Annotated in this window: 24 protein-coding genes; 17 read left to right on the top strand and 7 right to left on the bottom strand. The window is 68.9% G+C overall.

The window, feature by feature from the left end; translation table 11 throughout:
- Positions 1–261: 261 nt before the first annotated feature.
- The 3 genes from CUJ89_RS16780 to CUJ89_RS16770 all read left to right on the top strand — a co-directional run bounded on the left by CUJ89_RS16780 (position 262) and on the right by CUJ89_RS16770 (position 3,171).
- The gene (locus CUJ89_RS16780) at positions 262–1,221 is read left to right on the top strand and encodes a complex I NDUFA9 subunit family protein (RefSeq protein ID WP_114178302.1); all 960 of its coding nucleotides are present in this window, start codon (positions 262–264) and stop codon (positions 1,219–1,221) included.
- Between the two features lie 64 nt (positions 1,222–1,285).
- Complete coding sequence (locus CUJ89_RS16775; RefSeq protein ID WP_114178301.1) at positions 1,286–1,933, top strand: glutathione S-transferase family protein; 648 nt, start codon at positions 1,286–1,288, stop codon at positions 1,931–1,933.
- Complete coding sequence (locus tag CUJ89_RS16770) at positions 1,930–3,171, top strand: multifunctional CCA addition/repair protein (RefSeq protein ID WP_114178300.1); 1,242 nt, start codon at positions 1,930–1,932, stop codon at positions 3,169–3,171. The genes CUJ89_RS16775 and CUJ89_RS16770 overlap by 4 nt, the downstream gene beginning before the upstream one ends.
- Positions 3,172–3,207: 36 nt before the next feature.
- On the opposite strand, the gene CUJ89_RS16765 is transcribed toward CUJ89_RS16770, so the two are convergent.
- Entirely contained in the window at positions 3,208–4,011 is an 804-nt protein-coding gene (locus CUJ89_RS16765; protein WP_114178299.1) for a helix-turn-helix domain-containing protein, read from the bottom strand.
- Positions 4,012–4,430: 419 nt separating this feature from the next.
- On the opposite strand from CUJ89_RS16765, the gene CUJ89_RS16755 reads away from it, so the two are divergent.
- On the top strand, positions 4,431–6,281 hold the full coding sequence (locus tag CUJ89_RS16755; protein ID WP_114178297.1) for a M24 family metallopeptidase: 1,851 nt from the start codon (positions 4,431–4,433) through the stop codon (positions 6,279–6,281).
- Positions 6,282–6,311: 30 nt separating this feature from the next.
- Here the strand turns inward: CUJ89_RS16755 and CUJ89_RS16750 are convergent, their stop codons facing one another.
- From CUJ89_RS16750 to flgA, 3 genes are all read right to left on the bottom strand, one after another.
- A complete protein-coding gene (locus tag CUJ89_RS16750; RefSeq protein WP_114178296.1) occupies positions 6,312–6,752 on the bottom strand; it encodes a flagella synthesis protein FlgN in 441 nt (146 codons plus the stop codon).
- A gap of 76 nt (positions 6,753–6,828) precedes the next feature.
- Entirely contained in the window at positions 6,829–7,158 is a 330-nt protein-coding gene (flgM, locus tag CUJ89_RS16745) for a flagellar biosynthesis anti-sigma factor FlgM (RefSeq protein ID WP_114178295.1), read from the bottom strand.
- 118 nt (positions 7,159–7,276) lie between these two features.
- Complete coding sequence (gene flgA, locus CUJ89_RS16740; RefSeq protein ID WP_114178294.1) at positions 7,277–8,491, bottom strand: flagellar basal body P-ring formation chaperone FlgA; 1,215 nt, start codon at positions 8,489–8,491, stop codon at positions 7,277–7,279.
- Between the two features lie 204 nt (positions 8,492–8,695).
- On the opposite strand from flgA, the gene flgB reads away from it, so the two are divergent.
- The 13 genes from flgB (at position 8,696) to CUJ89_RS16675 (ending at position 22,210) form a co-directional block, all read left to right on the top strand.
- Positions 8,696–9,184 carry a flagellar basal body rod protein FlgB gene (gene flgB, locus CUJ89_RS16735; protein WP_114178293.1) on the top strand — a complete coding sequence of 163 codons (489 nt, stop codon included), beginning with the start codon at positions 8,696–8,698 and terminating at the stop codon, positions 9,182–9,184.
- Between the two features lie 42 nt (positions 9,185–9,226).
- Positions 9,227–9,652 carry a flagellar basal body rod protein FlgC gene (gene flgC, locus CUJ89_RS16730; protein WP_114178292.1) on the top strand — a complete coding sequence of 142 codons (426 nt, stop codon included), beginning with the start codon at positions 9,227–9,229 and terminating at the stop codon, positions 9,650–9,652.
- Between the two features lie 55 nt (positions 9,653–9,707).
- Positions 9,708–10,469, top strand: coding sequence for a flagellar hook assembly protein FlgD (locus CUJ89_RS16725; protein ID WP_114178291.1), 762 nt, complete (start codon positions 9,708–9,710; stop codon positions 10,467–10,469).
- 27 nt (positions 10,470–10,496) lie between these two features.
- Entirely contained in the window at positions 10,497–11,738 is a 1,242-nt protein-coding gene (gene flgE / locus CUJ89_RS16720; RefSeq protein ID WP_114178290.1) for a flagellar hook protein FlgE, read from the top strand.
- Between the two features lie 20 nt (positions 11,739–11,758).
- On the top strand, positions 11,759–12,517 hold the full coding sequence (flgF, locus tag CUJ89_RS16715; RefSeq protein ID WP_114178289.1) for a flagellar basal-body rod protein FlgF: 759 nt from the start codon (positions 11,759–11,761) through the stop codon (positions 12,515–12,517).
- 34 nt (positions 12,518–12,551) lie between these two features.
- Complete coding sequence (gene flgG / locus CUJ89_RS16710; RefSeq protein WP_114178288.1) at positions 12,552–13,340, top strand: flagellar basal-body rod protein FlgG; 789 nt, start codon at positions 12,552–12,554, stop codon at positions 13,338–13,340.
- Between the two features lie 21 nt (positions 13,341–13,361).
- Entirely contained in the window at positions 13,362–14,051 is a 690-nt protein-coding gene (flgH, locus tag CUJ89_RS16705; RefSeq protein ID WP_114178287.1) for a flagellar basal body L-ring protein FlgH, read from the top strand.
- A gap of 5 nt (positions 14,052–14,056) precedes the next feature.
- Positions 14,057–15,235 carry a flagellar basal body P-ring protein FlgI gene (locus tag CUJ89_RS16700; RefSeq protein WP_114178655.1) on the top strand — a complete coding sequence of 393 codons (1,179 nt, stop codon included), beginning with the start codon at positions 14,057–14,059 and terminating at the stop codon, positions 15,233–15,235.
- A complete protein-coding gene (flgJ, locus tag CUJ89_RS16695; RefSeq protein ID WP_114178286.1) occupies positions 15,236–16,219 on the top strand; it encodes a flagellar assembly peptidoglycan hydrolase FlgJ in 984 nt (327 codons plus the stop codon).
- 219 nt (positions 16,220–16,438) lie between these two features.
- Positions 16,439–17,194, top strand: a complete 756-nt coding sequence (locus tag CUJ89_RS16690; RefSeq protein ID WP_114178285.1) for a flagellar brake protein — start codon at positions 16,439–16,441, stop codon at positions 17,192–17,194.
- A 194-nt stretch (positions 17,195–17,388) separates the two neighbouring features.
- A complete protein-coding gene (gene flgK, locus CUJ89_RS16685; protein WP_114178284.1) occupies positions 17,389–19,374 on the top strand; it encodes a flagellar hook-associated protein FlgK in 1,986 nt (661 codons plus the stop codon).
- A 23-nt stretch (positions 19,375–19,397) separates the two neighbouring features.
- A complete protein-coding gene (gene flgL, locus CUJ89_RS16680) occupies positions 19,398–20,639 on the top strand; it encodes a flagellar hook-associated protein FlgL (protein ID WP_114178283.1) in 1,242 nt (413 codons plus the stop codon).
- A gap of 263 nt (positions 20,640–20,902) precedes the next feature.
- Positions 20,903–22,210, top strand: a complete 1,308-nt coding sequence (locus CUJ89_RS16675) for a solute carrier family 23 protein (protein WP_114178282.1) — start codon at positions 20,903–20,905, stop codon at positions 22,208–22,210.
- Positions 22,211–22,255: 45 nt separating this feature from the next.
- Here the strand turns inward: CUJ89_RS16675 and CUJ89_RS16670 are convergent, their stop codons facing one another.
- The 3 genes from CUJ89_RS16670 to CUJ89_RS16660 form a co-directional block, all read right to left on the bottom strand.
- Complete coding sequence (locus CUJ89_RS16670) at positions 22,256–22,735, bottom strand: hypothetical protein (protein WP_236654900.1); 480 nt, start codon at positions 22,733–22,735, stop codon at positions 22,256–22,258.
- Positions 22,736–22,915: 180 nt separating this feature from the next.
- On the bottom strand, positions 22,916–23,422 hold the full coding sequence (locus tag CUJ89_RS16665) for a spore coat U domain-containing protein (RefSeq protein ID WP_114178281.1): 507 nt from the start codon (positions 23,420–23,422) through the stop codon (positions 22,916–22,918).
- Entirely contained in the window at positions 23,419–25,713 is a 2,295-nt protein-coding gene (locus tag CUJ89_RS16660) for a fimbria/pilus outer membrane usher protein (RefSeq protein ID WP_114178280.1), read from the bottom strand. Before CUJ89_RS16660 ends, CUJ89_RS16665 begins: the two co-directional genes overlap by 4 nt.
- Positions 25,714–25,728 lie beyond the last annotated feature (15 nt).

Below are 25,728 nucleotides of genomic sequence, written 5' to 3'. Positions count from 1 at the left end.
AAGGGCCGAGCGCAAGGATTGCGACGAAGCGAATACTCGACGTATTCGCAAGGAGCATGACGCAGCGAGCGGCCCTTCTGGCGGCCAGCCCCATTCATGATTTTTCCAAGTCAGGGGAACGAGCCTGGCCGGCCGCATTGCAGCGTCGCGCGTCGCTTGTTTGGCTCGGCCAAACGGCGCTCCTTGCTTCTTGCACTGCAACCGGCCAGGCTCGTTCGCAAGCCCGTTATTAGCGTGAACAGCCCCTTAGAGGTCCCGAACATGGATCGCCAGACCGTCGCCCTGCTGGGCGGCACCGGCTTCATTGGCAACCGGCTCGTCAATGCGCTGATCGATGCCGGCAAGCAGGTACGGATCGGCACGCGGCGGCGCGACCACGCGCGCCATCTGCAGATGCTGCCGGTCGAGATCGTCGAGCTTGAAGCGCTCGACACGCGCACGCTCGCGCGCTTCGTCGCCGGTGCGCAGGCGGCGATCAACCTGGTCGGCGTGCTGCACGGCGGCCGCGGCACGCCGTACGGGCCCGGTTTCGAGCGCGCGCACGTCGCGCTGCCGGCCGCGCTCGCGAGCGCCTGCACCGAGGTCGGCGTGCAGCGCCTGCTGCACATGAGCGCGCTCGGCGCCGATTCGCGCGGCGCGAGCATGTACCAGCGCTCGAAGGGCGACGGCGAAGCCGCGCTGCATGCGATCGCAGCGACCGATTCGCTCGCGCTGACGATCTTCCGCCCGTCGGTCGTGTTCGGCCCCGGCGACGCATTCCTCAACACGTTCGCGAACCTGCAGCGCACGGTGCCCGTGCTGCCGCTCGCGATGCCCGACGCGCGCTTCCAGCCGGTGTTCGTCGGCGATGTCGTGCGCGCGTTCGTCAACACGCTCGATCTCGCGGCCGCGCACGGCAAGACCTACGAGCTCGGCGGCCCGACCGTCTACACACTCGAGCAACTGGTGCGCTATTGCGGCACGCTGGTCGGCCGGCAGGCACGCATCGTGCGGCTGCCCGACGCGCTCGCGCGGCTGCAGGCGAGCGTGTTCGAATGCCTGCCCGGCGAACCCGTGCTCACGCGCGACAATCTCGCGTCGATGTCGGTGCCGAACGTGATGTCCGGGCCGCTCGCGCCGGAACTCGGGATCTCGCCCGCGAGTCTCGAAAGCATTGCGCCCGCGTATCTCGGCGACGCCACGAAGCGGTCGCGGTTCGACTGGTTCCGCTCGCGCCGCTAGGCCCGCCCGGGTCGCCGTTGGTCGGCACCGTCCTTTCCACCTTCGCGTTTTCCGGAACACCGTCATGAAACTCGTCATTGGAGACAAGAACTATTCGTCGTGGTCGATGCGCCCGTGGCTGCTGCTCACGCATTTCGGCATCCCGTTCGACGAGATCGCGATCGAGTTGCGCCGCGACGACACGGCCGCGCGCATCCACGAGTATTCGCCGACCGGCAAGGTGCCGTGCCTCGTCGACGACCACGGCATGGCGATCTGGGATTCGCTCGCGATCGCGGAGACGCTCGCCGAACGCTACCCGCAGTTCCCGATGTGGCCGGCCGATCCGCTCGAGCGCGTGCATGCGCGCTGCGTCGCGGCCGAGATGCATTCCGGCTTCGCGGCGTTGCGCAACCAGATGGGGATGAACGTGCGCGCGTCGATGCCGGGGCGCGGCGCGACGGCCGAATCGCTTGCCGACGTCGCGCGCATCGACGCGCTGTGGAGCGCGTGCCTCGAGGCGTCGGGTGGGCCGTTCCTGTTCGGCGAGTTCGGGATCGCCGACGCGATGTACGCGCCGGTCGTGATGCGCTTCAACACATACGCGCCGGGCCTGTCGCCGGAAGCGGCCGGCTACGCGGCGCGCGTGACGGCGCTGCCGGCCGTCCAGCGATGGATCGACGCGGCGCGCCGCGAAACGACCGTGATCGCCGACTACGAGCCGCTGCCATGAATATTTACGCAGTAGGCGGTGCGATCCGCGACGAATTGCTCGGCGTGCCGGTGCAGGACCGCGACTACGTGGTGGTGGGCGCGACACCCGAGCAGATGGCCGCGCAGGGCTTCCGGCCGGTCGGCAAGGATTTCCCGGTGTTCCTGCATCCGCACACGCAGGAGGAATACGCGTTGGCGCGCACCGAGCGCAAGACGGCGGCCGGCTATCACGGCTTCCAGTTCCATTACGCGCCGGATGTGACGCTCGACGAGGATCTCGCGCGGCGCGACCTGACGATCAACGCGATGGCGCGCGAGGTGAGCCCGGAGGGCGGGCTGGTCGGGCCCGTGATCGATCCGTTCGATGGGCAGGCCGACCTGCGCGCGCGCGTGTTCCGGCACGTGAGCGACGCGTTCGTCGAGGATCCGGTGCGGATCCTGCGCATTGCGCGCTTCGCCGCGCGGTTCGCCGATTTCACGGTCGCGGACGAGACGCTCGCGCTGATGCGGCGGATGGTCGACGCGGGCGAGGTCGACGCGCTCGTGCCCGAACGCGTGTGGCAGGAAATCGCGCGCGGGCTGATGGAGGCGACGCCGTCGCGGATGTTCGCGGTGCTGCGCGAGTGCGGCGCGCTCGCGCGCATCCTGCCCGAGGTCGACGCGCTGTGGGGCGTGCCGCAGCGCGCCGACTACCACCCGGAAGTCGACACGGGCGTGCACGTGATGATGGTGGTCGACTATGCGGCGAAGCAGGGCTATTCGCTGCCGGTGCGGTTCGCGGCGCTCACGCACGATCTCGGCAAGGCGACGACCCCCGCGGACGTGCTGCCGCGCCACGTCGGCCACGAGGGCCGCAGCGTCGACCTGCTCAAGCCGCTGTGCGAGCGGCTGCGCGTGCCGAACGAATGCCGCGATCTCGCGCTCGTGGTCGCGCGCGAGCACGGCAACCTGCATCGCGTGATGGAGATGGGCGCGGCCGCGCTGGTGCGGCTCTTCGAGCGCAGCGACGCGCTGCGCAAGCCGGCGCGTTTCGCCGAGATGCTGCAGGCGTGCGAATCGGATGCGCGCGGGCGGCTCGGGCTCGACGCGCAGCCGTATCCGCAGGCCGAGCGGCTGCGCGTCGCGCTCGCGGCCGCGCGCAGCGTCGATGCCGGCGCGATCGCGCGCGGCATCGGCAACGAGGCGGAGAAGATCAAGGATGCCGTGCATCGCGCGCGGATCCAGGCCGTCGCGCAGGCGCTCGAGATCGGCGAATAGGGACGGAAAGGGCGCGCGGCGCGCGCCGGCAAGCCGTTATGGCTTCTTGTGCGCGGTCGCCTTGCGTGCCGGCGTGGCGGCGGCCGGGCGCTTGCCGGCGGATGCGCGCGGCTTGGCCGACGCCTTCTTTTCCGTTGCGTTGGCGGGCTGGTCGGCCGGCCGTGCCGCATCGGCGTCGCGGTCGCGTTTCGGCGCCGGCTCGCGGCGGCTCACGCGCGGCTCGCCCGGCGCGCCCGGCGCGGGCTGCCTGATTTCCATCGTTGCGGACACGAATTCGGCGCAACTGTCGTCGAACAGCGGCAGCGTGCCGACCGCGATCAGCTCGGCGGGACCGTCGCCCACGTTGGCGACCCGATGCCGCTTGCGCGCGTCGAAGTGCAGCGAGTCGCCGGGCGACAGCGGGTAATCCTTCTTGCCGATCGTGTAGCAGATGCGGCCGGCCAGCACGTACACGAATTCGTCGCCGCCGTGCGCCACCCATTCCGAGCGGTAGCCTTCCATCATCTGCACCTTGACCGCGTTGATCTGGCTGCCGTCGAACGTGGTGGAGAGCCGTTCGTACCACTGCGACGTGCTGTCGACCGCGTACGGCTCGCGGCTGCCCTCGTGCGAATCGGGCTGCGCCTGGCGCGGCTGGTCGATCAGCGCGCCGAGCGGCACGCCGAGCGCCTTCGCGACGTTGACGAGTGACGACAGGGAGATGCCCGTGAGATGGCGCTCGACCTGGGACAGGAACCCGACCGACAGTTTCGCTTCGGTCGCGACTTCCAGCAGCGTCTTCTTCGCTTCCCGGCGCAGGCGGCGAATGCGCTGGCCGATACGCATGATGTCTGAATCCATGAATCTCTTTCGTGGCAACGAGTCGGGAGGCGAGCGGAGCGGCGGTGCAGTCGCCGGGACGTTGCTTTCCGCGCATCGCACGAAGCACGGCCGTCGGGACGACGATGCCGGCGCATTGTACCGTGCGGTGTCGCTGGGCGAAGCCGCGTCGCGCGGGCGTGCCGCACCGTGCCGCCGATTTTAGTCCTACGAAAATTTTGGCTTGACCTCAATTTCAGCCTGCTCTAGATTCTGTCGCGCGCATCAAAAAAAGTTAAGTGAGACAAAAATTCCCGAAGTCCTGCCGCTGGCGCGGCACAGTGGCCCGGCGGCGCGCCGGGCCGCGCGTCATTCGCGCACGGGCGCCGTGTCGCTTCAGGCATGCGCCCCGCCGCGTCACGCCGCCGGCCGCCGACAACGATGAATAACGTGGGCATCCGATGATCGATCGACTGAAATACAGCTTCTCCGGCCTTCCCCCGTACGACGCGTCCGTCGTCGACACGCAGGCCGGCCTGTCGCGCCTGCTCGACGCCGCGCGGCTCGACGCCGTGGTGGTCACGTCGCAGGACGAATACGTCACCGAGTACCTGCCGCGCGGCAATAACCCGCGCTACGCGCTGTCGGGCTTCGACGGCTCGGCCGGCTGCGGGATCTTCCTGGGCGCGGCGACCGCGCAGGCGCTCGGCGTGCCGCCGTTCGTGCTGTTCGTCGACGGTCGTTATCACCTGCAGGCCGAGCAGCAGTGCGATCCGGCGCGCGTGCGCATCGAGAAGCTCGGGATGAACGTGACGATCTGGCAGGCGCTGGCCGACTGGCTGGTCGCGCACGCGAGCCGGCTCGCGCGGGTCGGCTATGACGCGCTGCGGATCAGCGTCGCGCAGCGCGACCGGCTGCTCGAGCAGACGCAGGCCGCGGGGCTCGACTGGACGAGCCTCGCCGATCGCGAGATCGACCGCGCGATCGCGCTGCCGGGCTGGATCGTCGAGCGGCCGATCTTCGAGCTGCCGGAATCGATGACCGGCCTGAGCGTCGCGCAGAACCTCGACACGCTGAACCGCAAGCTGGCCGCGCATACCGGCGCGGCGGACGGCAAGACCGCGTTCTTCACCTGCGCGTCGGACGATCTCGCGTATCTGCTGAACAGCCGCGGCTATCACATCCCGAATGCGTCGTCGCACCTCGGCTTCCTGTTCGCGGTCGGCGATCAGGTCGCGCTGTTCCTGCCGGAAGGCTGCGACCGCTGCGAGGTCGCGCTCTCGTCGTATCCGGCGCTGCACGTGATCCGGCGCGATGTCGCGGCGCTCGAGCGCTTTCTCGCGCAGTTCGCGGTCGATCACGTGTGCTACGGCTTCGAATCGGTGAACTGCGCGCTCGTCGACGCGGTGAGCCGCGTGTGGCCGCAGGCGCGGCATGCCGACTTCAACCCGGTCGAGGCGATGCGGGCCGGCAAGACGCCGGCGGTGCTCGACCGGTTCCGCGACGCGTTCGCGCGCAGTTCCGCGGCAATCGCCGAGACGATGCGCTGGGCGAAGGCCGGTGAGCCGGGCGCACGCCACACCGAATACGACCTGGCGCGCGCGATCAACGACGCGTACGGCGCGCGCGCGGCGGTCGCGCTGACGTTTCCGTCGATCGCGGCGAACGGCGCGAACAGCGCGTTCGCGCATTACACGGCGGCGAGCGCCGACGTCGAACTGACGGAAGGCGAACTCGTGCTGCTCGACAGCGGCGCCTATTACGAAGCCGGTTTCGCGACGGACTGCACGCGCGTCGTGCTGCGCCGGACCCGCGCGGATACGGTCGCGCAGCCGTGGCAGCGCGAGATCTACACGGTCGCGCTGAAGGCCTGCATCAAGGGGCTCGTCACGCGCTTCCCGAGCACGGCGACGGGCGGCGACGTCGATGCGGTCGTGCGGCAGGTGTGCCGCGATCACGGCCACGATTTCGGCCACGGCACCGGGCACGGCGTCGGGATTCACGTGCACGAGGGCGGCGTGCGGTTCGCGCCGGGCGCGCAGTACGGGCTGGTGCCGAATGCGGTGATTTCGGTCGAGCCGGGCATCTACGTGCCGGGCAAGGGCGGCGTGCGGATCGAGAACATCGTGATCATCCGGCCGGACGACGCGCAGCCGGGCACGGTGACGTTCGAGAACATCGTGACGGTCGGCTACGACTGGGACTTGATCGATCTCGACCTGTTGAGCGACGACGAGCGCGCGTACCTGCGCGACTACGAACGGCTGTGTGTGGCGCGCGGCACGCAGGTCACCGCGTGTCCGCTGTTGTAACGAAGGAGAGGGCCGGCGCGCGGCGCGACGTCAGCGCATGAGCGCCGATACGCGCCCGTCGGGGCCGTAGACGCCGGCCGGCGCGGGCGCCGAGCGCAGCACCGCGAGCGCGCGCTCGTTGTAGTCCATCCGGATCCGGATCAGCATCCCGTTGTTCGCATTGGCCTGGCGCGCGCGTTCGGCGGCCTGCTGCAGCAGTTGCCAGCGGCCGGCGAGGCGTGCATCGCGTTCGGCGGCCTGGTCCATCCCCTTCTTGCCGGACGGAAAGCCGAGCGCGGAAAGCTGCGTGTCGCGCGTGCGTTCGAGCTGCGCGAGCCGGTCGATCAGCGCGCTTTTCTGCTCGACGATCCCGGGCAGCATCTCGAGCGGCTCCGCCGTCGTCAGCGCCTTTTCCTCGTAGGCGAGCAGGGACGCGAACGCCTCGACCGTCGCGTGTTCGTCGTTGACCGTGGCCAGCAGCTCTTCTCTCATCGCGTCATGCTCGTCGCGCCGGTGCGCGAGGTGCGGCGCGCCGGCAAACCGGGGGACCGGCCGCGAGGCGGCCGGCTTAGCTGCCCTGCGGGCGCTGCTGCTGCAGCAGCTCGCGGGCGGTGTTCAATACGCCGTCGGCAATCTTGTTCGCGTCGATCGTCAGCGTGCCGTTGTTCAGCGCGTCCTTGATCGACTGGACCAGGCCCGTGTCGATATCGGCGTTGCCGGACGCGGATACCGAGCGCAACTGACCCGACAGACCCGACAGGTTCACGCTCGCGTCGCCGCCGGTCGATCCTGCGTCGGCTGCCTGCGCGGACGACTGGGCCGCGCCGGATTGCGCACGGGTCGCGCCGTTGCCGGTCGGCGCGAGGGGGCTCGGGTTCGGAGTGGAATCGATCTTCACGATAGGTTTCCTGTACGGTTTGACCCAGATAACGGCCGGGTCGGCCCGAACTTTAGCATCGTGAGCCCGAAATTCTCCGAATAAACAATTCTTTGCAATCTTGCGGCGGCATCCGTCCCTACAGCGGAATTTTCACGGTGCCGGCGTCCTTGACGATCGCCGTGACGATCTGGCCCGCCGCCATCCTCACCCGCACCGACTGGCCCGGCGCCGCATTCGCCAGCACGCTGCCCTCGGCCGAAATCGTGAAACCGGGCCCGGCCGCGACGACCCGCACCGTCTGGCCGGCCGACACCGACGCCGCGCTCTTCAGCATGTCCTGCCGCAGCGGCAGCCCGGCCGAGATGCGCGCAAGCGCGGTCGAGCCGATCGCCTGCGCCGGATCGGTGATCACCGCGAGCGGCAGCACCGTCAGGTCGCCGTCGCGCGCAATCAGGTCGGCCGCGCTCAGCGGCTCGCCGGGCGCGATCTGGCGCGCGGCGACGTAATAGGTGGCCTGCACGGCGACCTTCGCCTGCAGGTAGACGGTCCACGGCCGCTCGCCCGCGCAGCGCACGCCGACCGTCGTGCGGCCCCACAGGCGCGCGCCGGTCGGCATGAACGGTTCGAGCGTCGTGCACGCGGCGAGCCCGCGCGGAAACGCGGTCGTGACCGTCGCGGTGGTCTTGCCGGGCAGGCCCGCGATCTGCTGCTGCAGGAATACGAGGGCCGCGCGCCGGATCGCGTCGGGGTCCTGCTGGCCGGGCGGCGTCGCGGGCTGGGCCGCGGGCGCTGCCGGGGCCGGGGTGGCGGAAACCGCCGACGCGGCGCGGGCCGCCGCCATGCGTGCGGCGACTGCCGGCGGTTGCGTCGGCCGTGCGGCATGCGACGCGGGCTCGGCCGTGCCGGCGACGACCGTCACGATGCCGCCCGGATCGGCGGCGCGCGGCGCGCCGTAACCGGCATTCGCGGCATTCGCGCGGGCGGCTGCCTGGACGGGAGCCGGCGGCGGGACGCTCGTGACGACCATCGCGCCGGCCGGCTGCGCCGCATAGCCGGTACTGGCCGCGGCACCCACGCCGGCCACCGCGCGGCCCGCGTCCGGCGCCATGCCCGAACCCGAAGCCATGCCCGAACCCGAAGCCATGCCCGCATTCCCGCCAAACTGCCCGCCGCTCGCCGCATTGGCGTGCGCGAGCGCGGTTTCGGCCGTCTCGCCGCGTCCGGGAATCACGATCATCCCGTCGTCCGCGTGCGCGGCCGGCGCCGCGATCCACAGCGCCGCGGCGAGCGCAAACGCACGCCGGACTTGCGTGAGCCGCCCGTTCCTGCCGCGAAGTGCGCTGCCAGTCATCGCCGTGTCCTCGATCCGTTGATCCGCTTTGCATTCTAGGGAGCGGGGCCGCCGCGCAAACGATGAATAGAGGGGGCCTTTGCCGCGTTATTCGCCCGATTGCCGGTTGCGTGCGACGCCTACCATCGCTGTCATGGAAAAAAGCCTCTCGGGTCGCCATCCGGCGCGAGGGGCGTGCAGCGCTTCATACGGAGAGACGCACACATGCTGGACAAACTCGATGCGGAATTCGCGTTCGGCCGACAGGCGCTCGACGTGCGCGCCTACCGGCAGGAACTGCTGTCGTCGAACATCGCGAACGCCGACACGCCCGGCTACCAGGCCCGCGACGTCGATTTCGCGTCGACGCTCGCGCGCTCGCTGAAGCAGACGAACGGCGGCCTCGCGCCGAGCAACGCCGCGCAACTGCCGATGACGCAGCCGGCCGGCGTGACGAGCGGCATGTCGATGGTGTCGACGGCGGCGGGCCACATGGCCGGCACGGCGAAGCTGATCCCGACGGGCGGCCCGGCGGACGACTACGGCCGCGCGCAGTACCGGACGCCGCTGCAGCCGTCGCTCGACGGCAACACGGTCGATCTCGACGTCGAGCGCGTGCAGTTCGCGAACAACGCGCTGCACTACGAAACCGGGATGACCGTGATGACCCAGCAGATCAAGGCCATGATCGCCGCGATCTCGACGAACTCGTAAGCACGCCGCTTCCGAACCCGAGCACAAGCACAAGGAGCCTCCATGCCTTCGTTGATGAACATCTTCGGCGTCGCCGGTTCGGCGCTGTCCGCGCAATCGCAGCGCCTGAACGTCACCGCGTCGAACCTCGCGAACGCCGACAGCGCCACCGGCCCCGACGGCAAGCCGTACAAGGCCAAGCAGGTCGTGTTCGCGACCGACCCGATCGGCGGCGCGCGCACCGCGTCCGGCCAGGGCGTGGGCGGCGTGCGCGTGACCAAGGTGGTCGACGACCCCTCGCCGATGAAGTCGACCTACGACCCGGCGAACCCGTCCGCCGACGCGAACGGCTACGTGCAGATGCCGAACGTCGATCCGGTGCAGGAGATGGTGAACATGATCTCGGCGTCGCGCTCGTACCAGGCCAACGTCGAGACGCTGAACACCGCGAAGCAACTGATGCTCAAGACGCTGACGATCGGCTCGTGAGCCGCGCGCCGACCGACCTTACAGACCCGACAGTTCCGACAGAAGGCCAGCCAGGATGACATCCTCCAACACGACGATCGGCGGCAGCGGCACCAACGTGTCGACCTTGCCGACCGACACGATGAACACCAACAACGTGTCGTCGACCAACGGCACGTCGGCGAGCGACCTGCAGGCGACGTTCCTGAAGCTGCTCGTCACGCAGCTGCAGAACCAGGATCCGACCAGCCCGGTCGACAGCTCGCAGATGACCTCGCAGCTCGCGCAGATCAACACGGTGAGCGGCATTGCGCAGCTGAACACGTCGCTCACGTCGCTGTCGACGCAGCTCGCGGCCGGCCAGCAGACGCAGGCCGCGCTGCTGATCGGCAGCAACGTGCTCGCGCCCGGCAACGCCGTCGCGGTGAAGAGCGGCGCGGCGTCACCGTTCGGCGTGTCGCTCACGAGCGACGTGTCGAACCTGACGATCACCGTGAAGAACGACGCGGGCGTCGTCGTCAACACGATCAACGCGGGCAAGCAGTCGGCCGGTACCGTGCCGTTCAACTGGACACCGACCGATGCGGCCGGCAACGCGCTGCCGGACGGCAAGTACACGGTCAGCGCGCAGTACACCGGCACCGACGGCAAGACCTACGCGCCGACCGTGCTCGCGGCCGCGCAGGTACAGAGCGTGATCAAGCAGGCGGACGGCACGGCGGGGCTCGTGCTGTCGAACGGCACGACGGTGGGGCTCACCCAGGTCGCGTCGATTTTCCCGAACAGCACGTCGTCCACGTCGGCTTCGTCCTCGTCCGGCGGCACCACTACCAACTGATCGAGCTTTCTCGAAACGGAGACCGAAATGGGTTATCAACAGGGTCTGAGCGGCCTCGCCGGCGCATCGAACGCGCTCGACGTGATCGGCAACAACATCGCGAACGCGAACACGGTCGGCTTCAAGTCGAGCACCGCGCAGTTCGCCGACATGTACGCGAACTCGGTCGCGACGTCGGTCAACACGCAGATCGGCATCGGCACGGCGCTGAACTCGGTGGAGCAGAACTTCGGCCAGGGCACGATCAATACGACGAGTTCGTCGCTCGACGTCGCGATCAACGGCAACGGCTTCTTCCAGATGTCGAACAACGGCGTGACGACCTACTCGCGCGACGGTACGTTCCAGCGCGACAAGAGCGGCTTCATCGTCGACTCGCAAGGCCGCAACCTGATGGGCTACGCGGCGGGCCCGGGCGGCGTGATCAACACCGCGCAGACCGTGCCGCTGCAGGCGCCGACCAACAACATCGCGCCGACCGTGACGACCAAGATCACCGGCCAGTTCAACCTGAACTCGCAGGATACGGTGCCGACCAAGACGCCGTTCGACCCGAACGACACCACGACCTCCAACTACTCGACGTCGATCCAGGTGTACGACTCGCTCGGCGGTTCGCAGGCGGTCAACATCTACTTCGCGAAGTCGGCGGCCGGCACGTGGGAAGCGTACGCGGGCGTCCAGGGCGGCGCCACGACCGATCTCGGCACGGTCACGTTCAACTCGTCGGGTGCGATCCAGAGCACGACGACGGGCACACCGCCGACGCCGACCACGTCGGTCGGCCAGTTCCAGTTCACCGTGCCGAACACCGACGGCTCGGCGACGCCGCAGAGCCTCACGCTCGACCTGACCGGCACGACGCAGTACGGCGGCAAGGACGGCGTGAACAACCTCGTGCAGGACGGCTTCGCGAGCGGCACGCTGACGACCTACACGATCGGCACCGACGGCAAGCTGACCGGCAACTACTCGAACGGCAAGTCCGCCGTGCTCGGCCAGATCGCGCTCGCGAACTTCAACAACCCGAACGGGCTGGTCAACCTCGGCGGCAACCAGTATGCGGAGAGCGCCGCATCGGGCGTGCCGCAGGTCTCCGCGCCAGGCAGCACGAACCACGGCACGCTGCAGGGCAGCGCGCTCGAGAACTCGAACGTCGACCTCACGTCGCAGCTCGTGAACCTGATCACCGCGCAGCGCAACTACCAGGCGAACGCGCAGACGATCAAGACGCAGCAGACCGTCGACCAGACGCTCATCAACCTGTGACGCACGGATAACCGGCAGCCATGGACCGACTGATCTACACGGCGATGACGGGCGCGTCGCAGTCGCTCGACCAGCAGGCGATCGTCGCGAACAACCTCGCGAACGCATCGACGACGGGTTTTCGCGCGCAGCTCGCGACGTATCGCGCGGTGCCGATGAATTTCGGCGACGGCAGCACGATCGACCCGACGACGACCCGCACCTATGTGCTCGCGTCGACGCCCGGCGCGGATTTCGCGCCGGGGCCGATCACGCGCACCGGCAATCCGCTCGACGTCGCCGTGCAGGGCGCCGGCTGGATGTCCGTGCAGACGGCCGACGGCAGCGAGGCGTACACGCGCGCCGGCAACCTGCACGTCGACGAGAACGGCCAGCTCGTCAATGCGAGCAACCTGCCGGTGATCGGCAACGGCGGCCCGATCTCGGTGCCGCCGAACGCGGAAGTGACGATCGGCAAGGACGGCACGGTGTCCGCGCTGATGCCGGGCGACCCGCCGACGGCGGTCGCGATCGTCGACCAGATGAAGCTCGTCAATCCCGATCCGGCCACGCTTACGCGCGGCAACGACGGGTTGTTCCGCACCGCCGACGGCAATCCGGCCGACACCGACCCGACCGTGGTCGTCACGCCGAATTCGCTCGAAGGCAGCAACGTCAACCCGGTGACCGCGATGGTCGCGATGATCGACAACGCGCGCGCGTTCCAGCTTCAGTCGAAGCTGATCCAGACGGCCGACCAGAACGAGCAGTCGGCGAACCAGCTGCTCAACTTCAGCTGAGCGCCCGCGCCAGCCCACGCAGGAGACCTTACAAGTGAACCGTTCGCTCTACATCGCCGCCACCGGCATGAATGCGCAGCAGGCGCAGATGGACGTGATTTCGAACAACCTCGCGAACACCAGCACGAACGGCTTCAAGGCGTCGCGCGCGGTGTTCGAGGATCTGCTTTACCAGACCATCCGCCAGCCCGGCGCGAACTCGACGCAGCAGACCGAGCTGCCGTCGGGCCTGCAGCTCGGCACCGGCGTGCAGCAGGTCGCGACCGAGCGCCTGTACACGCAGGGCGGCCTCACGCAGACCGGCAACTCGAAGGATGTCGCGATCAACGGCGCGGGCTTCTTCCAGGTGCTGATGCCGGACGGCACCAACGCGTACACGCGCGACGGCTCGTTCCAGACCAACGCGCAGGGCCAGCTCGTCACGTCGAGCGGCTACCAGATCCTGCCGGCGATCACCGTGCCGCAGAACGCGCAGTCGCTGACGATCGGCAAGGACGGCGTCGTGTCGGTCACGCAGCCGGGCTCGGGCAACGCGGTGCAGATCGGCTCGCTGCAGATCGCGACCTTCATCAACCCGGCCGGCCTCGAGGCGAGGGGCGAGAACCTGTTCTCGGAGACCACGTCGTCGGGCGCGCCCAACGTGTCGCAGCCGGGGCTGAACGGCGCGGGCGCGCTCAACCAGGGCTATGTCGAGGCGTCGAACGTGAACGTCGTGCAGGAGCTCGTCAACATGATCCAGACGCAGCGTGCCTACGAGATCAACAGCAAGGCCGTGACCACGTCCGACCAGATGCTGCAGACCGTCACGCAGATGAAGAGCTAACCGGAACTCCCCGTCGTCGCCATGAAGCAGGTTCGCCTCCTCCCGTCAGCCACCGTCCGCGCCGCGTGCGCGTTCGCGGTGGCGGCGCTCGCCGGTTGCGCGCAGATCCCGCGCGATCCGATCATCCAGCAGCCGATGACGGCGCAGCCGCCGAGGCCGATGTCGATGCAGGCGCCCGGCTCGATCTACAACCCCGGCTACGCGGGGCGGCCGCTTTTCGAGGATCAGCGGCCGCGCAACATCGGCGACATCCTGACGATCATGATCGCGGAGAACATCAACGCGACCAAGTCGTCGGGCGCGAACACGAACCGGCAGGGCAACACCGACTTCAACGTGCCGACGGCCGGCTTCCTCGGCGGGCTGTTCGCGAAGGCGAACCTGTCTGCGACCGGCGCGAACAAGTTCGCGGCCACCGGCGGCGCGAGCGCGGCGAACACGTTCAACGGCACGATCACGGTGACCGTCACCAACGTGCTGCCGAACGGCAACCTCGTGGTCAGCGGCGAGAAGCAGATGCTGATCAACCAGGGCAACGAATTCGTGCGCTTCTCGGGGGTCGTCAACCCGAACACGATCTCGGGCGCGAACTCGGTCTATTCGACGCAGGTCGCCGACGCGAAGATCGAATACTCGTCGAAGGGCTACATCAACGAAGCCGAGACGATGGGCTGGCTGCAGCGCTTCTTCCTCAACATCGCGCCGTGGTGATGACGATGCAGACGACCCTGTTCAACCGCCTGTCGACTCGCGCGCATGCCGCCGCGCGGCTCGCCGTCGCGTTCGCGGCCGTGGCCTGCGTGTTCGGCGCGGCGCCCGCGCACGCGGAACGCCTGAAGGATCTCGCGCAGATCCAGGGCGTGCGTGACAACCCGCTGATCGGCTATGGCCTCGTCGTCGGCCTCGACGGCACGGGCGACCAGACGATGCAGACGCCGTTCACGACGCAGACGCTCGCGAACATGCTCGCGAACCTCGGCATCTCGATCAACAACGGATCGGCCAACGGCGGCCCGTCGTCGCTGAACAACATGCAACTGAAGAACGTCGCGGCCGTGATGGTGACGTCCACGCTGCCGCCGTTCGCGCGGCCCGGCGAGGCGCTCGACGTCACCGTGTCGTCGCTCGGCAACGCGAAGAGCCTGCGCGGCGGCACGCTGCTGCTCACGCCGTTGAAGGGCGCGGACGGGCAGGTGTACGCGCTCGCGCAGGGCAACATGGCGGTCGGCGGCGCGGGTGCCAGTGCGAACGGCAGCCGCGTGCAGGTCAACCAGCTCGCGGCGGGCCGGATCGTCGGCGGCGCGATCGTCGAGCGCGGGGTGCCGAACGCGATCGCGCAGATGAACGGCGTGCTGCAACTGCAACTGAACGACATGGACTACGGCACCGCGCAGCGGATCGTGTCCGCGGTCAACTCGAACTTCGGCCCGGGCACCGCGACGGCGCTCGACGGCCGCACGATCCAGCTCGCCGCGCCCGCCGACTCGGCGCAGCAGGTCGCGTTCATGGCACGGCTGCAGAACCTCGACGTGAGCCCGGACAAGGCCGCGGCGAAGGTGATCCTGAACGCGCGCACCGGCTCGATCGTGATGAACCAGATGGTTACGCTGCAGAGCTGCGCGGTCGCGCACGGCAACCTGTCGGTCGTCGTCAACACGCAGCCGGTCGTGTCGCAGCCGGGGCCGTTCTCGAACGGGCAGACAGTGGTGGCGCAGCAGTCGCAGATCCAGCTCAAGCAGGACAACGGCGCGCTGAAGATGGTGACGGCCGGCGCGAATCTCGCCGACGTCGTGAAGGCGCTGAACACGCTCGGCGCGACGCCCGCGGACCTGATGTCGATCCTGCAGGCGATGAAGGCGGCCGGCGCGTTGCGCGCCGACCTGGAGGTCATCTAAATGGCAGCCAATCTTCCGAATGCGAACGACCTCACGCAGCGCTTCGCGCTCGACGTGCAGGGGTTCGACGCGCTGCGCGCGCAGGCGAAGCAGTCGCCGCAGGCGGGCGCGAAGGCCGTCGCCGGCCAGTTCGACGCGATGTTCACGCAGATGATGCTCAAGAGCATGCGCGACGCGTCGCCCGACGGCGGGCTGTTCGATTCGCATACGTCGAAGATGTACACGTCGATGCTCGACCAGCAGCTCGCGCAGCAGATGTCGAAGCACGGGATCGGTGTCGCCGACGCGCTGATGAAGCAGCTGCTGCGCAACGCGGGGCAGGGCGCGGGCAGCGACACGGCGGCCGACGTCGGCGCGGGCGGGATGGGCGCGGGCGGACTTGGCACGGCCGGCAACGAAGGCAGCCTCGCCGCGATGAACGCGATGGCGAAGGCCTATGCGAACGCGGCGAACAACGGCGGGCTCGCCGGCGCCCGCGGCTACTCGGCCGGCAGCGCGCTGACGCCGCCGCTGAAGGGCGCGAGCGGCGCGCCGGGCGCCGACGCATTCGTCGACCGGCTCGCGGGCCCCGCGCAGGCGGCGAGCGCGTCGACCGGCATCCCGGCGCGCTTCATCGTCGGCCAGGCCGCGCTCGAATCGGGCTGGGGCAAGCGCGAGATCCGCGCGACCGACGGCTCGACCAGCTACAACGTGTTCGGCATCAAGGCGAACAAGGGCTGGACGGGCCGTACGGTGTCGGCGCTGACGACCGAGTACGTGAACGGCACGCCGCGCCGCGTGGTCGCGAAATTCCGCGCGTACGACTCGTACGAGCACGCGATGACCGATTACGCGAACCTGCTGAAGAACAATCCGCGCTACTCGGGCGTGCTGAGCGCGAGCCGCAGCGTCGAAGGCTTCGCGCACGGGATGCAGAAGGCCGGTTACGCGACCGATCCGAACTACGCGAAGAAGCTGATTTCGATCATGCAGCAGATCGGCTGACGGGGCCACCCGCCGCCGCCTGTTGCCCCCCTCGGACCGCGCCCGGCTTCCCGCCGCGCGCGGTTTCAACGTTTGCGCGAAAAAAAGCGGCATTTCGATCTAAACTTTCGGTCAGCACTGCCGCTAAGTGTGAGAGACCTGCGACCGGGCCTGCGTTCTGACCCGGTTTTACTGCGCACCGGTTGTCCGGGCGCCCATGACAAGAAAGACCGGCTAGCCATGAATATCGAAACGTCGACGGACCCCAGCCTGGATGCAGGCCACTCCGGGCCCGACTACGCCCGCCGCAATCCGCTGGAAATCGGCGTGCAGTTGCGCAACCTCGTGAACCGCGGCGATTTCCTGACCGTCCAGTATCCGGGCGGCCAGCTCGTGACGCGCCTGCTCGAGGTCGACGTCGGCGCGCGGACGTTCACGTTCGACTGGGGCGCGCTGTCCGAGCAGAACGCCGGCATCCTCGGCGCGTCGCACTGCACGTTCGCGGCCTCGCCGGAGGGCGTGCGCGTCGAATTCACCACGGGCACGCCGCGCGAGACGCGCTACGAGGGGCTGCCCGCGTTCGTCGCCGATTTCCCCGACGTGCTGGTCTGCATCCAGCGCCGCGAATATTTCCGGGTCGACGCGCCGATCGTCGATCCGTTCCTGTGCCGCGGCAAGCTGCCGGACGGCGAGAGCTTCCTGTTCGAGGTGCACAACCTGTCGCTCGGCGGCGTGGGGCTGCGCACGGCCGACGAACGCGTCGAGGCGCTCGAGGTCGGCACGCTGCTGCCCGACGTCGAGCTCGAGCTGACCGGCCACGGCAAGCTGTCGCTCGACCTGCAGCTCGTGTCGCTGCGTTCGACGCAGATGCCGAACGGGTCGCGGCGCTACCAGCTCGGCTTTCGCTACATGTCGCTGCCGGGCAGCGCGGAGAACACGCTGCAGCGGCTGATCACGCAGCTCGAGATGAAGCGCCGCTCGCTCGTGCGGGCCTGACGCGCACGCGGCGGCCGGCCCCGCACGGGCTGCCCGCGCACCGCCTCCGGCACCGGTTGCAGGACGCTTCGACCCGCGACGCGCGCCCGCGCGTCGCGCGTGCATTTTTTCCTCAATTTTTTCGATCCGCGGCCGTTATACCGGGAGTCACGCAACCCGGCGGCCGCAGCGCGGCCGGCTCATCAGGATCGCGCATGTCCAACACACTCATGAACCTCGGCGTCAGCGGCCTGAATGCCGCGCTCTGGGGCCTCACGACGACCGGCCAGAACATCAGCAACGCCGCGACGCCGGGCTATTCGGTCGAACGACCCGTCTATGCCGAGGCGAGCGGCCAATACACGAGCAGCGGCTACATGCCGCAGGGCGTGAACACCGTCACCGTGCAGCGGCAGTACAGCCAGTACCTGAGCGACCAGCTGAACGGCGCGCAGACGCAGGGCGGTGCGCTGTCGACGTGGTACACGCTCGTCGCGCAGCTGAACAACTACATCGGCAGCCCGACGGCCGGGATTTCGACCGGGATCACGAGCTACTTCACCGGGCTGCAGAACATTGCGAACAACGCTTCCGATCCGTCGGTGCGGCAGACCGCGATCAGCAATGCGCAGACGCTGGCCAACCAGATCAACGCGGCCGGCCAGCAGTACGACGCGCTGCGCCAGAGCGTCAACACGCAGCTCACCAGCACCGTGTCGCAGATCAACACGTACACCGCGCAGATCGCGCAACTGAACCAGCAGATCGCGGCGGCGAGCAGCCAGGGCCAGCCGCCGAACCAGCTGATGGATCAGCGCGACCTCGCGGTGTCGAACCTGTCGGGCCTCGCCGGCATCCAGGTCGTGCGCAACGACAGCGGCTACAGCGTGTTCCTGTCGGGCGGCCAGCCGCTCGTCGTCGCCGACAAGAGCTACCAGCTCGCGACGGCCACATCGCAGTCGGACCCGAGCGAGCTGACCGTCGTGTCGCAGGGGATCGCCGGTGCGAACCCGCAGGGGCCGAACCAGGCGCTGCCCGATGCGTCGCTGTCGGGCGGCACGCTCGGCGGCCTGCTCGCGTTCCGCAGCCAGACGCTCGACCCCGCGCAGGCGCAGCTCGGTGCGATCGCGACCAGCTTCGCCGCGCAGGTCAACGCGCAGAACGCGCTCGGCATCGACCTGTCGGGCAACCCGGGCGGCAACCTGTTCACGACGCCGTCCCCGGCCGTATACGCGAACCAGGGGAATACGGGCACCGCGACGCTGTCCGTGTCGTTCGCGAACGCGTCGCAGCCGACGACGAGCGACTACACGCTGTCCTACGACGGCACGAACTACACGCTGACCGACCGTGCGAGCGGTTCGGTGGTCGACCAGAAGGCAGGGCCGATGCCGGTCACGCTCGGCGGGCTAGACTTCTCGACCGGGACCGGCCCGCAGATGCAGGCCGGCGACGCGTTCACCGTGCTGCCGACGCGCGGCGCGCTGAACGGCTTCGGCCTCGCGACGACGAGCGGCTCGGCGATCGCGGCCGCGTCGCCGGCCGTCACGTCGGCGGCGAGCACCAACACCGGCACCGGCAAGATCACGCTGAGCGGAGTGACCTCGGGCTATCAGGTGCCGACCACCAAGCTGACCTACGACGCGGCGTCGAAGTCGCTGTCGGGCTTCCCGGTCGGCACCACGGTGAAGATCGCCGGCACGCCGCCGACGACGGTGACGATCAACAATGCGACCGACACCGTGCCGTACGACCCGGCGGCCGGCGCGACGATGACGATGTCGGGGACGGCCGCGGGCGCGCTCAACGGCGTGAGCGTCACGCTGTCCGGCGCCCCGGCGACCGGCGATTCGTTCACGATCGGGCCGTACGCGGGCGGCACCAGCGACGGCTCCAACGCGCTCGCGCTGTCGCAACTGGTCAATGCGAAGGCGCTCGGCAGCGGCACGACGACGCTCACGGGCGCGTACGCGAACTACGTGAACGGCATCGGCAACACGGCGACCCAGCTCAAGTCGTCGAGCGCCGCGCAGACCGCGCTGGTCGGCCAGATCACCACCGCACAGCAGTCGGTGTCGGGCGTGAACCAGAACGAGGAAGCGGCCAACCTGATGCAGTACCAGCAGCTTTACCAGGCGAACGCGAAGGTGATCCAGACGGCGGCGACGCTGTTCCAGACCGTGCTTGGCCTGTTCAACTGACCGGATTCGAGAGGATAGAAGCGATGCGGATCTCCAGCGCCCAGTTTTTCCAGTTGAACGTCTCGCAGATGAACGACCAGCAGGCCCAGCTCGCGCAGCTGTATCAGCAGATCTCGAGCGGCGTGAGCCTGCAGACGGCGGCCGACAACCCGGTCGGCGCGGCGCAGGCCGTGCAGCTGTCGATGACCTCGGCGACGCTGTCGCAGTACGCGACCAACCAGAACACGGCACTCGCGTCGCTGCAGGCCGAGGACCAGACGCTGCAGAGCGTGAGCGGCGTGCTGACGAGCGCACAGACGCTGCTGGTGCGCGCGGGCGACGGTTCGCTGTCCGACAGCGACCGCTCGGCGCTTGCGACGCAACTGCAGGGCTACCGCGACCAGTTGACGACGCTCGCGAACACGAACGACGGCGCCGGCAACTATCTGTTCGCCGGCACGAAGAATTCGGCGGCGCCGTTTACGACCACGCCGAACGGCAGCATCGCGTATGTCGGCGACACGGGCACGCGCCAGGTGCAGATCGCCGATTCGAGCAGCGTGTCGCAGGGCGACACGGGCGCGGCCGTGTTCATGTCGGTGCCGGGGATCGGCAGCGCGCCGGTGCCGTCGGCCGGTGCCGCCAACACGGGCACCGGCACGATTACCGCGGTCACGGTGACGAATCCGTCGGTCGCGACGAACGGCCACCAGTTCACGATCCAGTTCGGCGGCACGTCCGCCGCGCCGACCTACACGGTGACCGACAAATCGGCCAGCCCGCCGACCACCACGCCGGCGCAGGCCTACTCGGCGGGCTCGGCGATTTCGCTCGGCGGCGGGATGACGGTGTCGGTGTCGGGTACGCCGGCCGCCGGCGACACGTTCGCGGTGGCGCCCGCGCCGCAGGCGAGCGGCGGCTCCGACGTGTTCTCGACGCTCGACTCGATGATCGCGGCGCTGAAGACGCCCGTGACGGGCAATGCGGTCGCGGGCGCGGCGCTCACGAACGCGCTGATGACGGGCTCGACCAAGCTCGGCAACACGATGCGCAACGTCACGACGATCCAGGCGTCGGTCGGCGGCCGCGAGCAGGAGGTCAAGGCGATGCAGACCGTCAACCAGACCGCGTCGCTGCAGACGACCAGCAACCTGTCGGACCTGACCAGCACCAACATGGTGACGACGATCAGCCAGTACCTGCAGGTGCAGAACGCGCTGACCGGCGCGCAGAAGGCCTACTCGCAACTGCAGAACCTGTCGCTGTTCCAGTACATCAATCCTTGATGCACGGTGCGTCGGCAGCGATGTGAGCGCACGCTTGCATCGCTGCCGGCGCCATCCGCCGCCGCCCGCGCGCCCTGCGCGGACGGCCGACGCAACCGGGCCGCGCGGCCGCGCACCGGTTCGCGCATGCGGCAAGTCGCCCCCCGCGCTTGACGGCCCCGCGTGTCCCCCGCTTGCCAGCCCCATTTCCGCTCCGTAAACTCGCGCCAGATTCCAGACCGGCGCACCCTCCGCAGCCGGCGACCGACAGGAGCCCTTTTCCCATGTCCGATTCCTACTTCCCGCGCTGGCGGGTGCAATCGACCGGCGCGGCGTCGCGCGTGGTCGGCCCCGACGAGCGCCTGTCGTGGCCGCAGATGGTCGCGATGGGCGTGCAGCACGTCGTCGCGATGTTCGGCTCGACCGTGCTCGCGCCGCTGCTGATGGGCTTCGACCCGAACCTGTGCATCTTCATGTCGGGCATCGGCACGCTGCTGTTCTTCGTGCTGGTCGGCGGCCGCGTGCCGAGCTACCTCGGCTCGAGCTTCGCGTTCATCGGCCTCGTGATCGCGGTGACGGGCTACGGCGGCAGCGGCCCGAACCCGAACATCCCGGTCGCGCTCGGCGGGATCGTCGCGTGCGGCGTCGTGTACGTTGCGCTCGGCGCGCTGGTGCAGGCGATCGGCACGCGCTGGATCGAGACGCTGATGCCGCCCGTCGTCACCGGCGCGGTCGTCGCGGTGATCGGGCTGAACCTCGCGCCGATCGCGGTCAAGGGCGTCTCGGCGTCGACTTTCGACTCGGTGATGGCGCTCGTCACGGTGCTGTCGGTGGGTGGCGTCGCGGTGTTCGCGCGCGGGATGATGCAGCGCCTGCTGATCCTCGTCGGGCTCGTGATCGCGTACGTGCTCTACGCGATCGCGACCAACGGCATGGGGCTCGGCAAGCCGATCGACTTCTCGATCGTCGCGCATGCAGCGTGGTTCGGTGTGCCGACCTTCCGTGCACCCGTGTTCGAACCGCGCGCGATGCTGATGCTCGCGCCGATCGCGGTGATTCTCGTCGCCGAGAACCTCGGCCACATCAAGGCCGTCAGCGCGATGACGGGGCACAACCTCGATCGCTACGTCGGCCGCGCGTTCATCGGCGACGGCATCGCAACGATCGTGTCGGGCAGCGTCGGCGGCACGGGCGTGACCACCTACGCGGAGAACATCGGCGTGATGGCCGTCACGCGGATCTATTCGACGCTCGTGTTCGTCGTCGCCGCGCTGATCGCGATCGTGCTCGGCTTCTCGCCGAAGTTCGGCGCGGTGATCCAGACGATCCCGGGCCCGGTGCTCGGCGGCGTGTCGATCGTCGTGTTCGGGCTGATCGCGGTGACGGGCGCGCGGATCTGGGTCGTCAACAAGGTCGACTTCTCCGACAACCGCAACCTGATCGTCGCGGCCGTCACGCTCGTGCTCGGCGCCGGCGATTTCTCGCTGAAGATCGGCGGCTTCGGGCTCGGCGGGATCGGCACCGCGACGTTCGGCGCGATCATCCTGTACGCGATCCTGCGCAAGGAAAAGGAGCCGGGGCCGGTGCTGTGAGCCACGGCGCGGATCATGGCTGCCGGCCCCGGCGATCGCCGGACGTCACGGGTTGGGCTGCACCGAAAACGTAATCGGCCATACGAAGGTCCCGTCCTTCGCCTTCGGCGCGAACACGAAGCGATAGGTCACCGTGAAGGTCGTGTTGAGCGCGGTATACGGCACGGCGATCTTGCCGCCAGTCCCTGGAAGCACGACCTTGCTGCCGATTCCGCTGATCTCGATCGAGCTGAACTGCGACTGGCTGGTGGCGGCAACCTGCACCAGCACCGTGTACCCGGCCCGGTCGTTGGTCTGGACCGCAAGCGTCGTCCCGGTGGCGTTGTTGACGTTCGGCACGTTCAGGTAGCCGATGCTCGTGTCCTTGTTCGCGATCACGAGCTGGGCCGGACTGGTCGCCTTGAGCCGCGCGTACGGCTGGACCGTCGCGCCGACCGCCAGCGACCGGATGGCCTGCTTCGCATCGGCCGGGCCTGACGCGGCGCCGAACAACACGATCGATAGCGCGGCCGTCGCGGCCAGCATCCGTTTCGCGTGGCGAGCGGCCCGTATCGGCGCGGGATGGGCCGCGCCGCGCCGTCCGCACTGCCTGCACCGCGATGCGGCGGCACTCGCTGTCTCGGTTCGATTCATGATCTGCACCCGTTGTCTGAGTCCGTGATGGCGATCGGCGGCGGCGGGATCGTGCACGCGCCGCCGCTGCGCCTAGTAGTTGAACATGATCGTGATGTTCTGGTCCGCGTAGCCGCCCGGCACGACGTTCTGGCCGCCGCGGATCAGTCCGTACACGGTCGAGCTGAAGTTGGCGGCGCCGTTGATCTTGCCCCACGAAATCGTCGACGTGCCGCTCGTGCCGTCGCCCCAGATCGTCGTGTGCGCGCTGTCGAGATACATGTTGTAGCCCAACGTCTGCGCGCCGCCGGTCCGGGTCATCAGGCGATTCGCGTAGGTGCCGCCGCCCATGCTTGCCGACACCGTCGGCGTGGCGGTACCGCTGCCGGTGCAGTTGACCGAGATCGTGACCGCGGAGGTGGCGGCATTGATCGTGTCGTACGTGCCGAACACCATCGACGACGGCGCATTCATCGTGCAGGTGGTCGCCGCGAGCGCGGGCAGCGCGGGCAGCACGGCCGCGCCGGCCGCGAGCGCCGTCGCGGCGGCGCGAAGGCGCGTCAGCCGGTCACGCCGCCCGGCATGCTTGCGATGTCTCATGGTGTGACTCCCTTGCAAAGATGGGTGCCCAGGTCCGGCAGCGGATCGTCGCCGGCGGGAAAGCGGACGGTCAGGTCGCACTGCTGGTTGCGCCACGTCGCGCGCAGGCGGTTCTGCGCCGACAGTCCGGTGAGATAGACGACGCCGTCATGGCCGACCGGGAAGGCATCCTTCTGCCCCGCGACCGTGACGACCGCGCCTGCCGGCAAGTGACCGCCGTTCTCGAGATCGAGCGTGAGCACCGCGCCGCGCGAACGCGAGATCGGAAACTCGAGCGCCATGCCGCTGCGGAAATAGGGCACCGCGTCGAGCTTCAGCGTGCCGATCTTCGCGTCGAACGGCAGGTCGGCCTGCTCGATCGAGATCGGATTGCTTTCGTAGGCGCGCAGCCGTGGCAGCAGCGCGACGCCGTTGGCGTCGGTGTGAGCGACGAGCTGGTTGTCCGCGAGGATGCCGACGTTGGCGAAGCCCGGCACCTTGACGAGCGCGAAGCTGTCCGTGATCTGGCGCGACAGGCGCGCCGTGCCGTCGACGAATGCGACGCCGCCCGATGCGTTGGCCCGTACGCCGGCCCGGCCGCGATAGGACGCGGCCTCGACGCTGTAGGCGCCGGTGCGCGTCTGCAGCGTCGCGCTCGCATCCTGCGTGTTGTTGCCCGCCTGAACCGAGTAGCCGAATCCTTCGCCGACCGGCAGGCTGCGCTGCACTTGCGCAAGCATGTCGGTGGCGCCCTGCTGGTGCGTCATCGCGAAGGACGCGCTCGTGCGGTTGTCGATCGGTATCGTCCACGCGACGCCGACGCTGGTCGCGCCCGATCCGCCCAGCGGCTTGCTGACGCTGACGTTCGCGAAGCCGAAGCGTCCGAGCTGAACGCTGTAGCTGAGCGACAGCAGCTGAACCTTGTAGCCGCCGCGATCGTCGACGAATACGTGTGCGAGCCCGAGCGAGCCGAAGCGGCCCATCCCGACGCCGATGTTGAAGCTCGTCAGCAGCTTCGGCGCGGGCGTGCCCGGCTCGAGCCCGATCTGCGCGAAATGCGGCGTGGCCCATTGCGCGTGCGCGCCGATGTCGACGAGGCCTGACTGGCTCTCGACGCCGATCACCGCGAGGGCGCCGGGGCCGTCGGTGCTGCGGCTCGCCGCCGCGGCCGCATTGACGACGCCGAGCGGCCCGGCCAGCACCACGCCGCCGACGCCGAGGTTCTGCCGGGATGCTTCGGCTTCGGCGTGGATCTCGCCGGTGAACCGGTCGGTCACCCCGATCCGGTGCGTCACGCTGGCGAACCATCGTCCGTAGTCGTTGCTTGCCAGGCCGAAATCCCGCCGCTCCTTGCCGACTTCGTACGAGAAGTCCTGCATGCCTTGCTTGAGGAGATTCGCGCTCGCGTAAAACGATTGGGTGATCACCTGCTCGCGGCCCATGACGTCGCGCACCACGACCCGCACGTCGCCCTGGCCGGTCACCACGGGCACGTTGTTGATCGCGAACGGGCCGGGCGCGACGTCGCGCGTCGACGTGAGCGCGTTGTTGACGTAGACGTCGACGGTCGAAGGCAGCACGGCCTGCCCGCTCACGCCCTGGAGCGGAATCGTGACGAGCCCGGGCTGCGTCGCGAAATTGGTCGCGTACTGAATGCCGCCGAAGCGGATCGCGCGGCCCCACATGCCGGGGCGGCTGATCGCGTCGCCGATGCGCAGGCTGGCGAGCTTGCCGGGTCGATCGGTCGTCCACGTGGTTTCGAGGCGCGTCAGCCGGCGGGTCGGGCCCGACTCGTCCGCGAGGAACGTGCCGACGCCGACGCCGAAGCGGTTGAAGAAGCCGAGTTCGAACAGGCCCGAGCCATGCGTCTGGCCCGCGGCCTGCTCGGCGAGCAGGTCGTAATTGAAGAAGCCGCCGATGCCCGGCTCGACCGCGGGCAGGCGATTCCGCTCCGTCTCGTCGAACGATGCGCCGACGAACGCGTCGGCAGGCACGCTGATCGACATCGTCAGATGTTGCTCGTCGACCGTGCAGGCGAGCCCCGCGATCGACTTCAGCGGGTAGAACGGCGCGTCGGCGCCGGCCAGCGGCCGGACGTCCGGCAACTTGAGCCGCCAGCGCTTCAGGTCGTCGGCCGACACGTAGAATTCGCCGTCGCCCGCCTTGATCAGCAACGCGGTTTCGTCGAGCCCCTGCCGGTTGATGTCGACCTGATACAGCAGCTCGGCCGCGCCGCCCGCCGCAGCGTGCGCCGCCGGTGCCGCTTGTGCCGCGACCGGACGTTCTTCCGCGAATGTCATCCGTGTGCTCATGATGATCGCGATCAG

Origin of the sequence: Burkholderia pyrrocinia (assembly GCF_003330765.1) — a bacterium.
Lineage (GTDB): Bacteria > Pseudomonadota > Gammaproteobacteria > Burkholderiales > Burkholderiaceae > Burkholderia > Burkholderia pyrrocinia_B.
Note: the sequence above shows the minus strand (reverse complement) of the source record. Positions and strands in the feature narration are given on the sequence as shown.

Bases quoted from the DNA above. Each gene is read 5' to 3' on its own strand.
- flgB (WP_114178293.1), top strand. From the start codon at position 8,696: ATGCTGGACAAACTCGATGCGGAATTCGCGTTCGGCCGACAGGCGCTC.
- CUJ89_RS16690 (WP_114178285.1), top strand. From the start codon at position 16,439: ATGAATATCGAAACGTCGACGGACCCCAGCCTGGATGCAGGCCACTCC.
- CUJ89_RS16675 (WP_114178282.1), top strand. From the start codon at position 20,903: ATGTCCGATTCCTACTTCCCGCGCTGGCGGGTGCAATCGACCGGCGCG.
- CUJ89_RS16775 (WP_114178301.1), top strand. From the start codon at position 1,286: ATGAAACTCGTCATTGGAGACAAGAACTATTCGTCGTGGTCGATGCGC.
- flgK (WP_114178284.1), top strand. From the start codon at position 17,389: ATGTCCAACACACTCATGAACCTCGGCGTCAGCGGCCTGAATGCCGCG.
- flgE (WP_114178290.1), top strand. From the start codon at position 10,497: ATGGGTTATCAACAGGGTCTGAGCGGCCTCGCCGGCGCATCGAACGCG.
- CUJ89_RS16725 (WP_114178291.1), top strand. From the start codon at position 9,708: ATGACATCCTCCAACACGACGATCGGCGGCAGCGGCACCAACGTGTCG.
- flgJ (WP_114178286.1), top strand. From the start codon at position 15,236: ATGGCAGCCAATCTTCCGAATGCGAACGACCTCACGCAGCGCTTCGCG.
- flgC (WP_114178292.1), top strand. From the start codon at position 9,227: ATGCCTTCGTTGATGAACATCTTCGGCGTCGCCGGTTCGGCGCTGTCC.
- CUJ89_RS16700 (WP_114178655.1), top strand. From the start codon at position 14,057: ATGCAGACGACCCTGTTCAACCGCCTGTCGACTCGCGCGCATGCCGCC.
- CUJ89_RS16780 (WP_114178302.1), top strand. From the start codon at position 262: ATGGATCGCCAGACCGTCGCCCTGCTGGGCGGCACCGGCTTCATTGGC.
- CUJ89_RS16770 (WP_114178300.1), top strand. From the start codon at position 1,930: ATGAATATTTACGCAGTAGGCGGTGCGATCCGCGACGAATTGCTCGGC.
- flgF (WP_114178289.1), top strand. From the start codon at position 11,759: ATGGACCGACTGATCTACACGGCGATGACGGGCGCGTCGCAGTCGCTC.
- flgH (WP_114178287.1), top strand. From the start codon at position 13,362: ATGAAGCAGGTTCGCCTCCTCCCGTCAGCCACCGTCCGCGCCGCGTGC.
- CUJ89_RS16750 (WP_114178296.1), bottom strand. From the start codon at position 6,752: ATGAGAGAAGAGCTGCTGGCCACGGTCAACGACGAACACGCGACGGTC.
- CUJ89_RS16755 (WP_114178297.1), top strand. From the start codon at position 4,431: ATGATCGATCGACTGAAATACAGCTTCTCCGGCCTTCCCCCGTACGAC.
- CUJ89_RS16670 (WP_236654900.1), bottom strand. From the start codon at position 22,735: ATGCTGGCCGCGACGGCCGCGCTATCGATCGTGTTGTTCGGCGCCGCG.
- CUJ89_RS16765 (WP_114178299.1), bottom strand. From the start codon at position 4,011: ATGGATTCAGACATCATGCGTATCGGCCAGCGCATTCGCCGCCTGCGC.
- CUJ89_RS16665 (WP_114178281.1), bottom strand. From the start codon at position 23,422: ATGAGACATCGCAAGCATGCCGGGCGGCGTGACCGGCTGACGCGCCTT.
- flgA (WP_114178294.1), bottom strand. From the start codon at position 8,491: ATGACTGGCAGCGCACTTCGCGGCAGGAACGGGCGGCTCACGCAAGTC.
- flgL (WP_114178283.1), top strand. From the start codon at position 19,398: ATGCGGATCTCCAGCGCCCAGTTTTTCCAGTTGAACGTCTCGCAGATG.
- CUJ89_RS16660 (WP_114178280.1), bottom strand. From the start codon at position 25,713: ATGAGCACACGGATGACATTCGCGGAAGAACGTCCGGTCGCGGCACAA.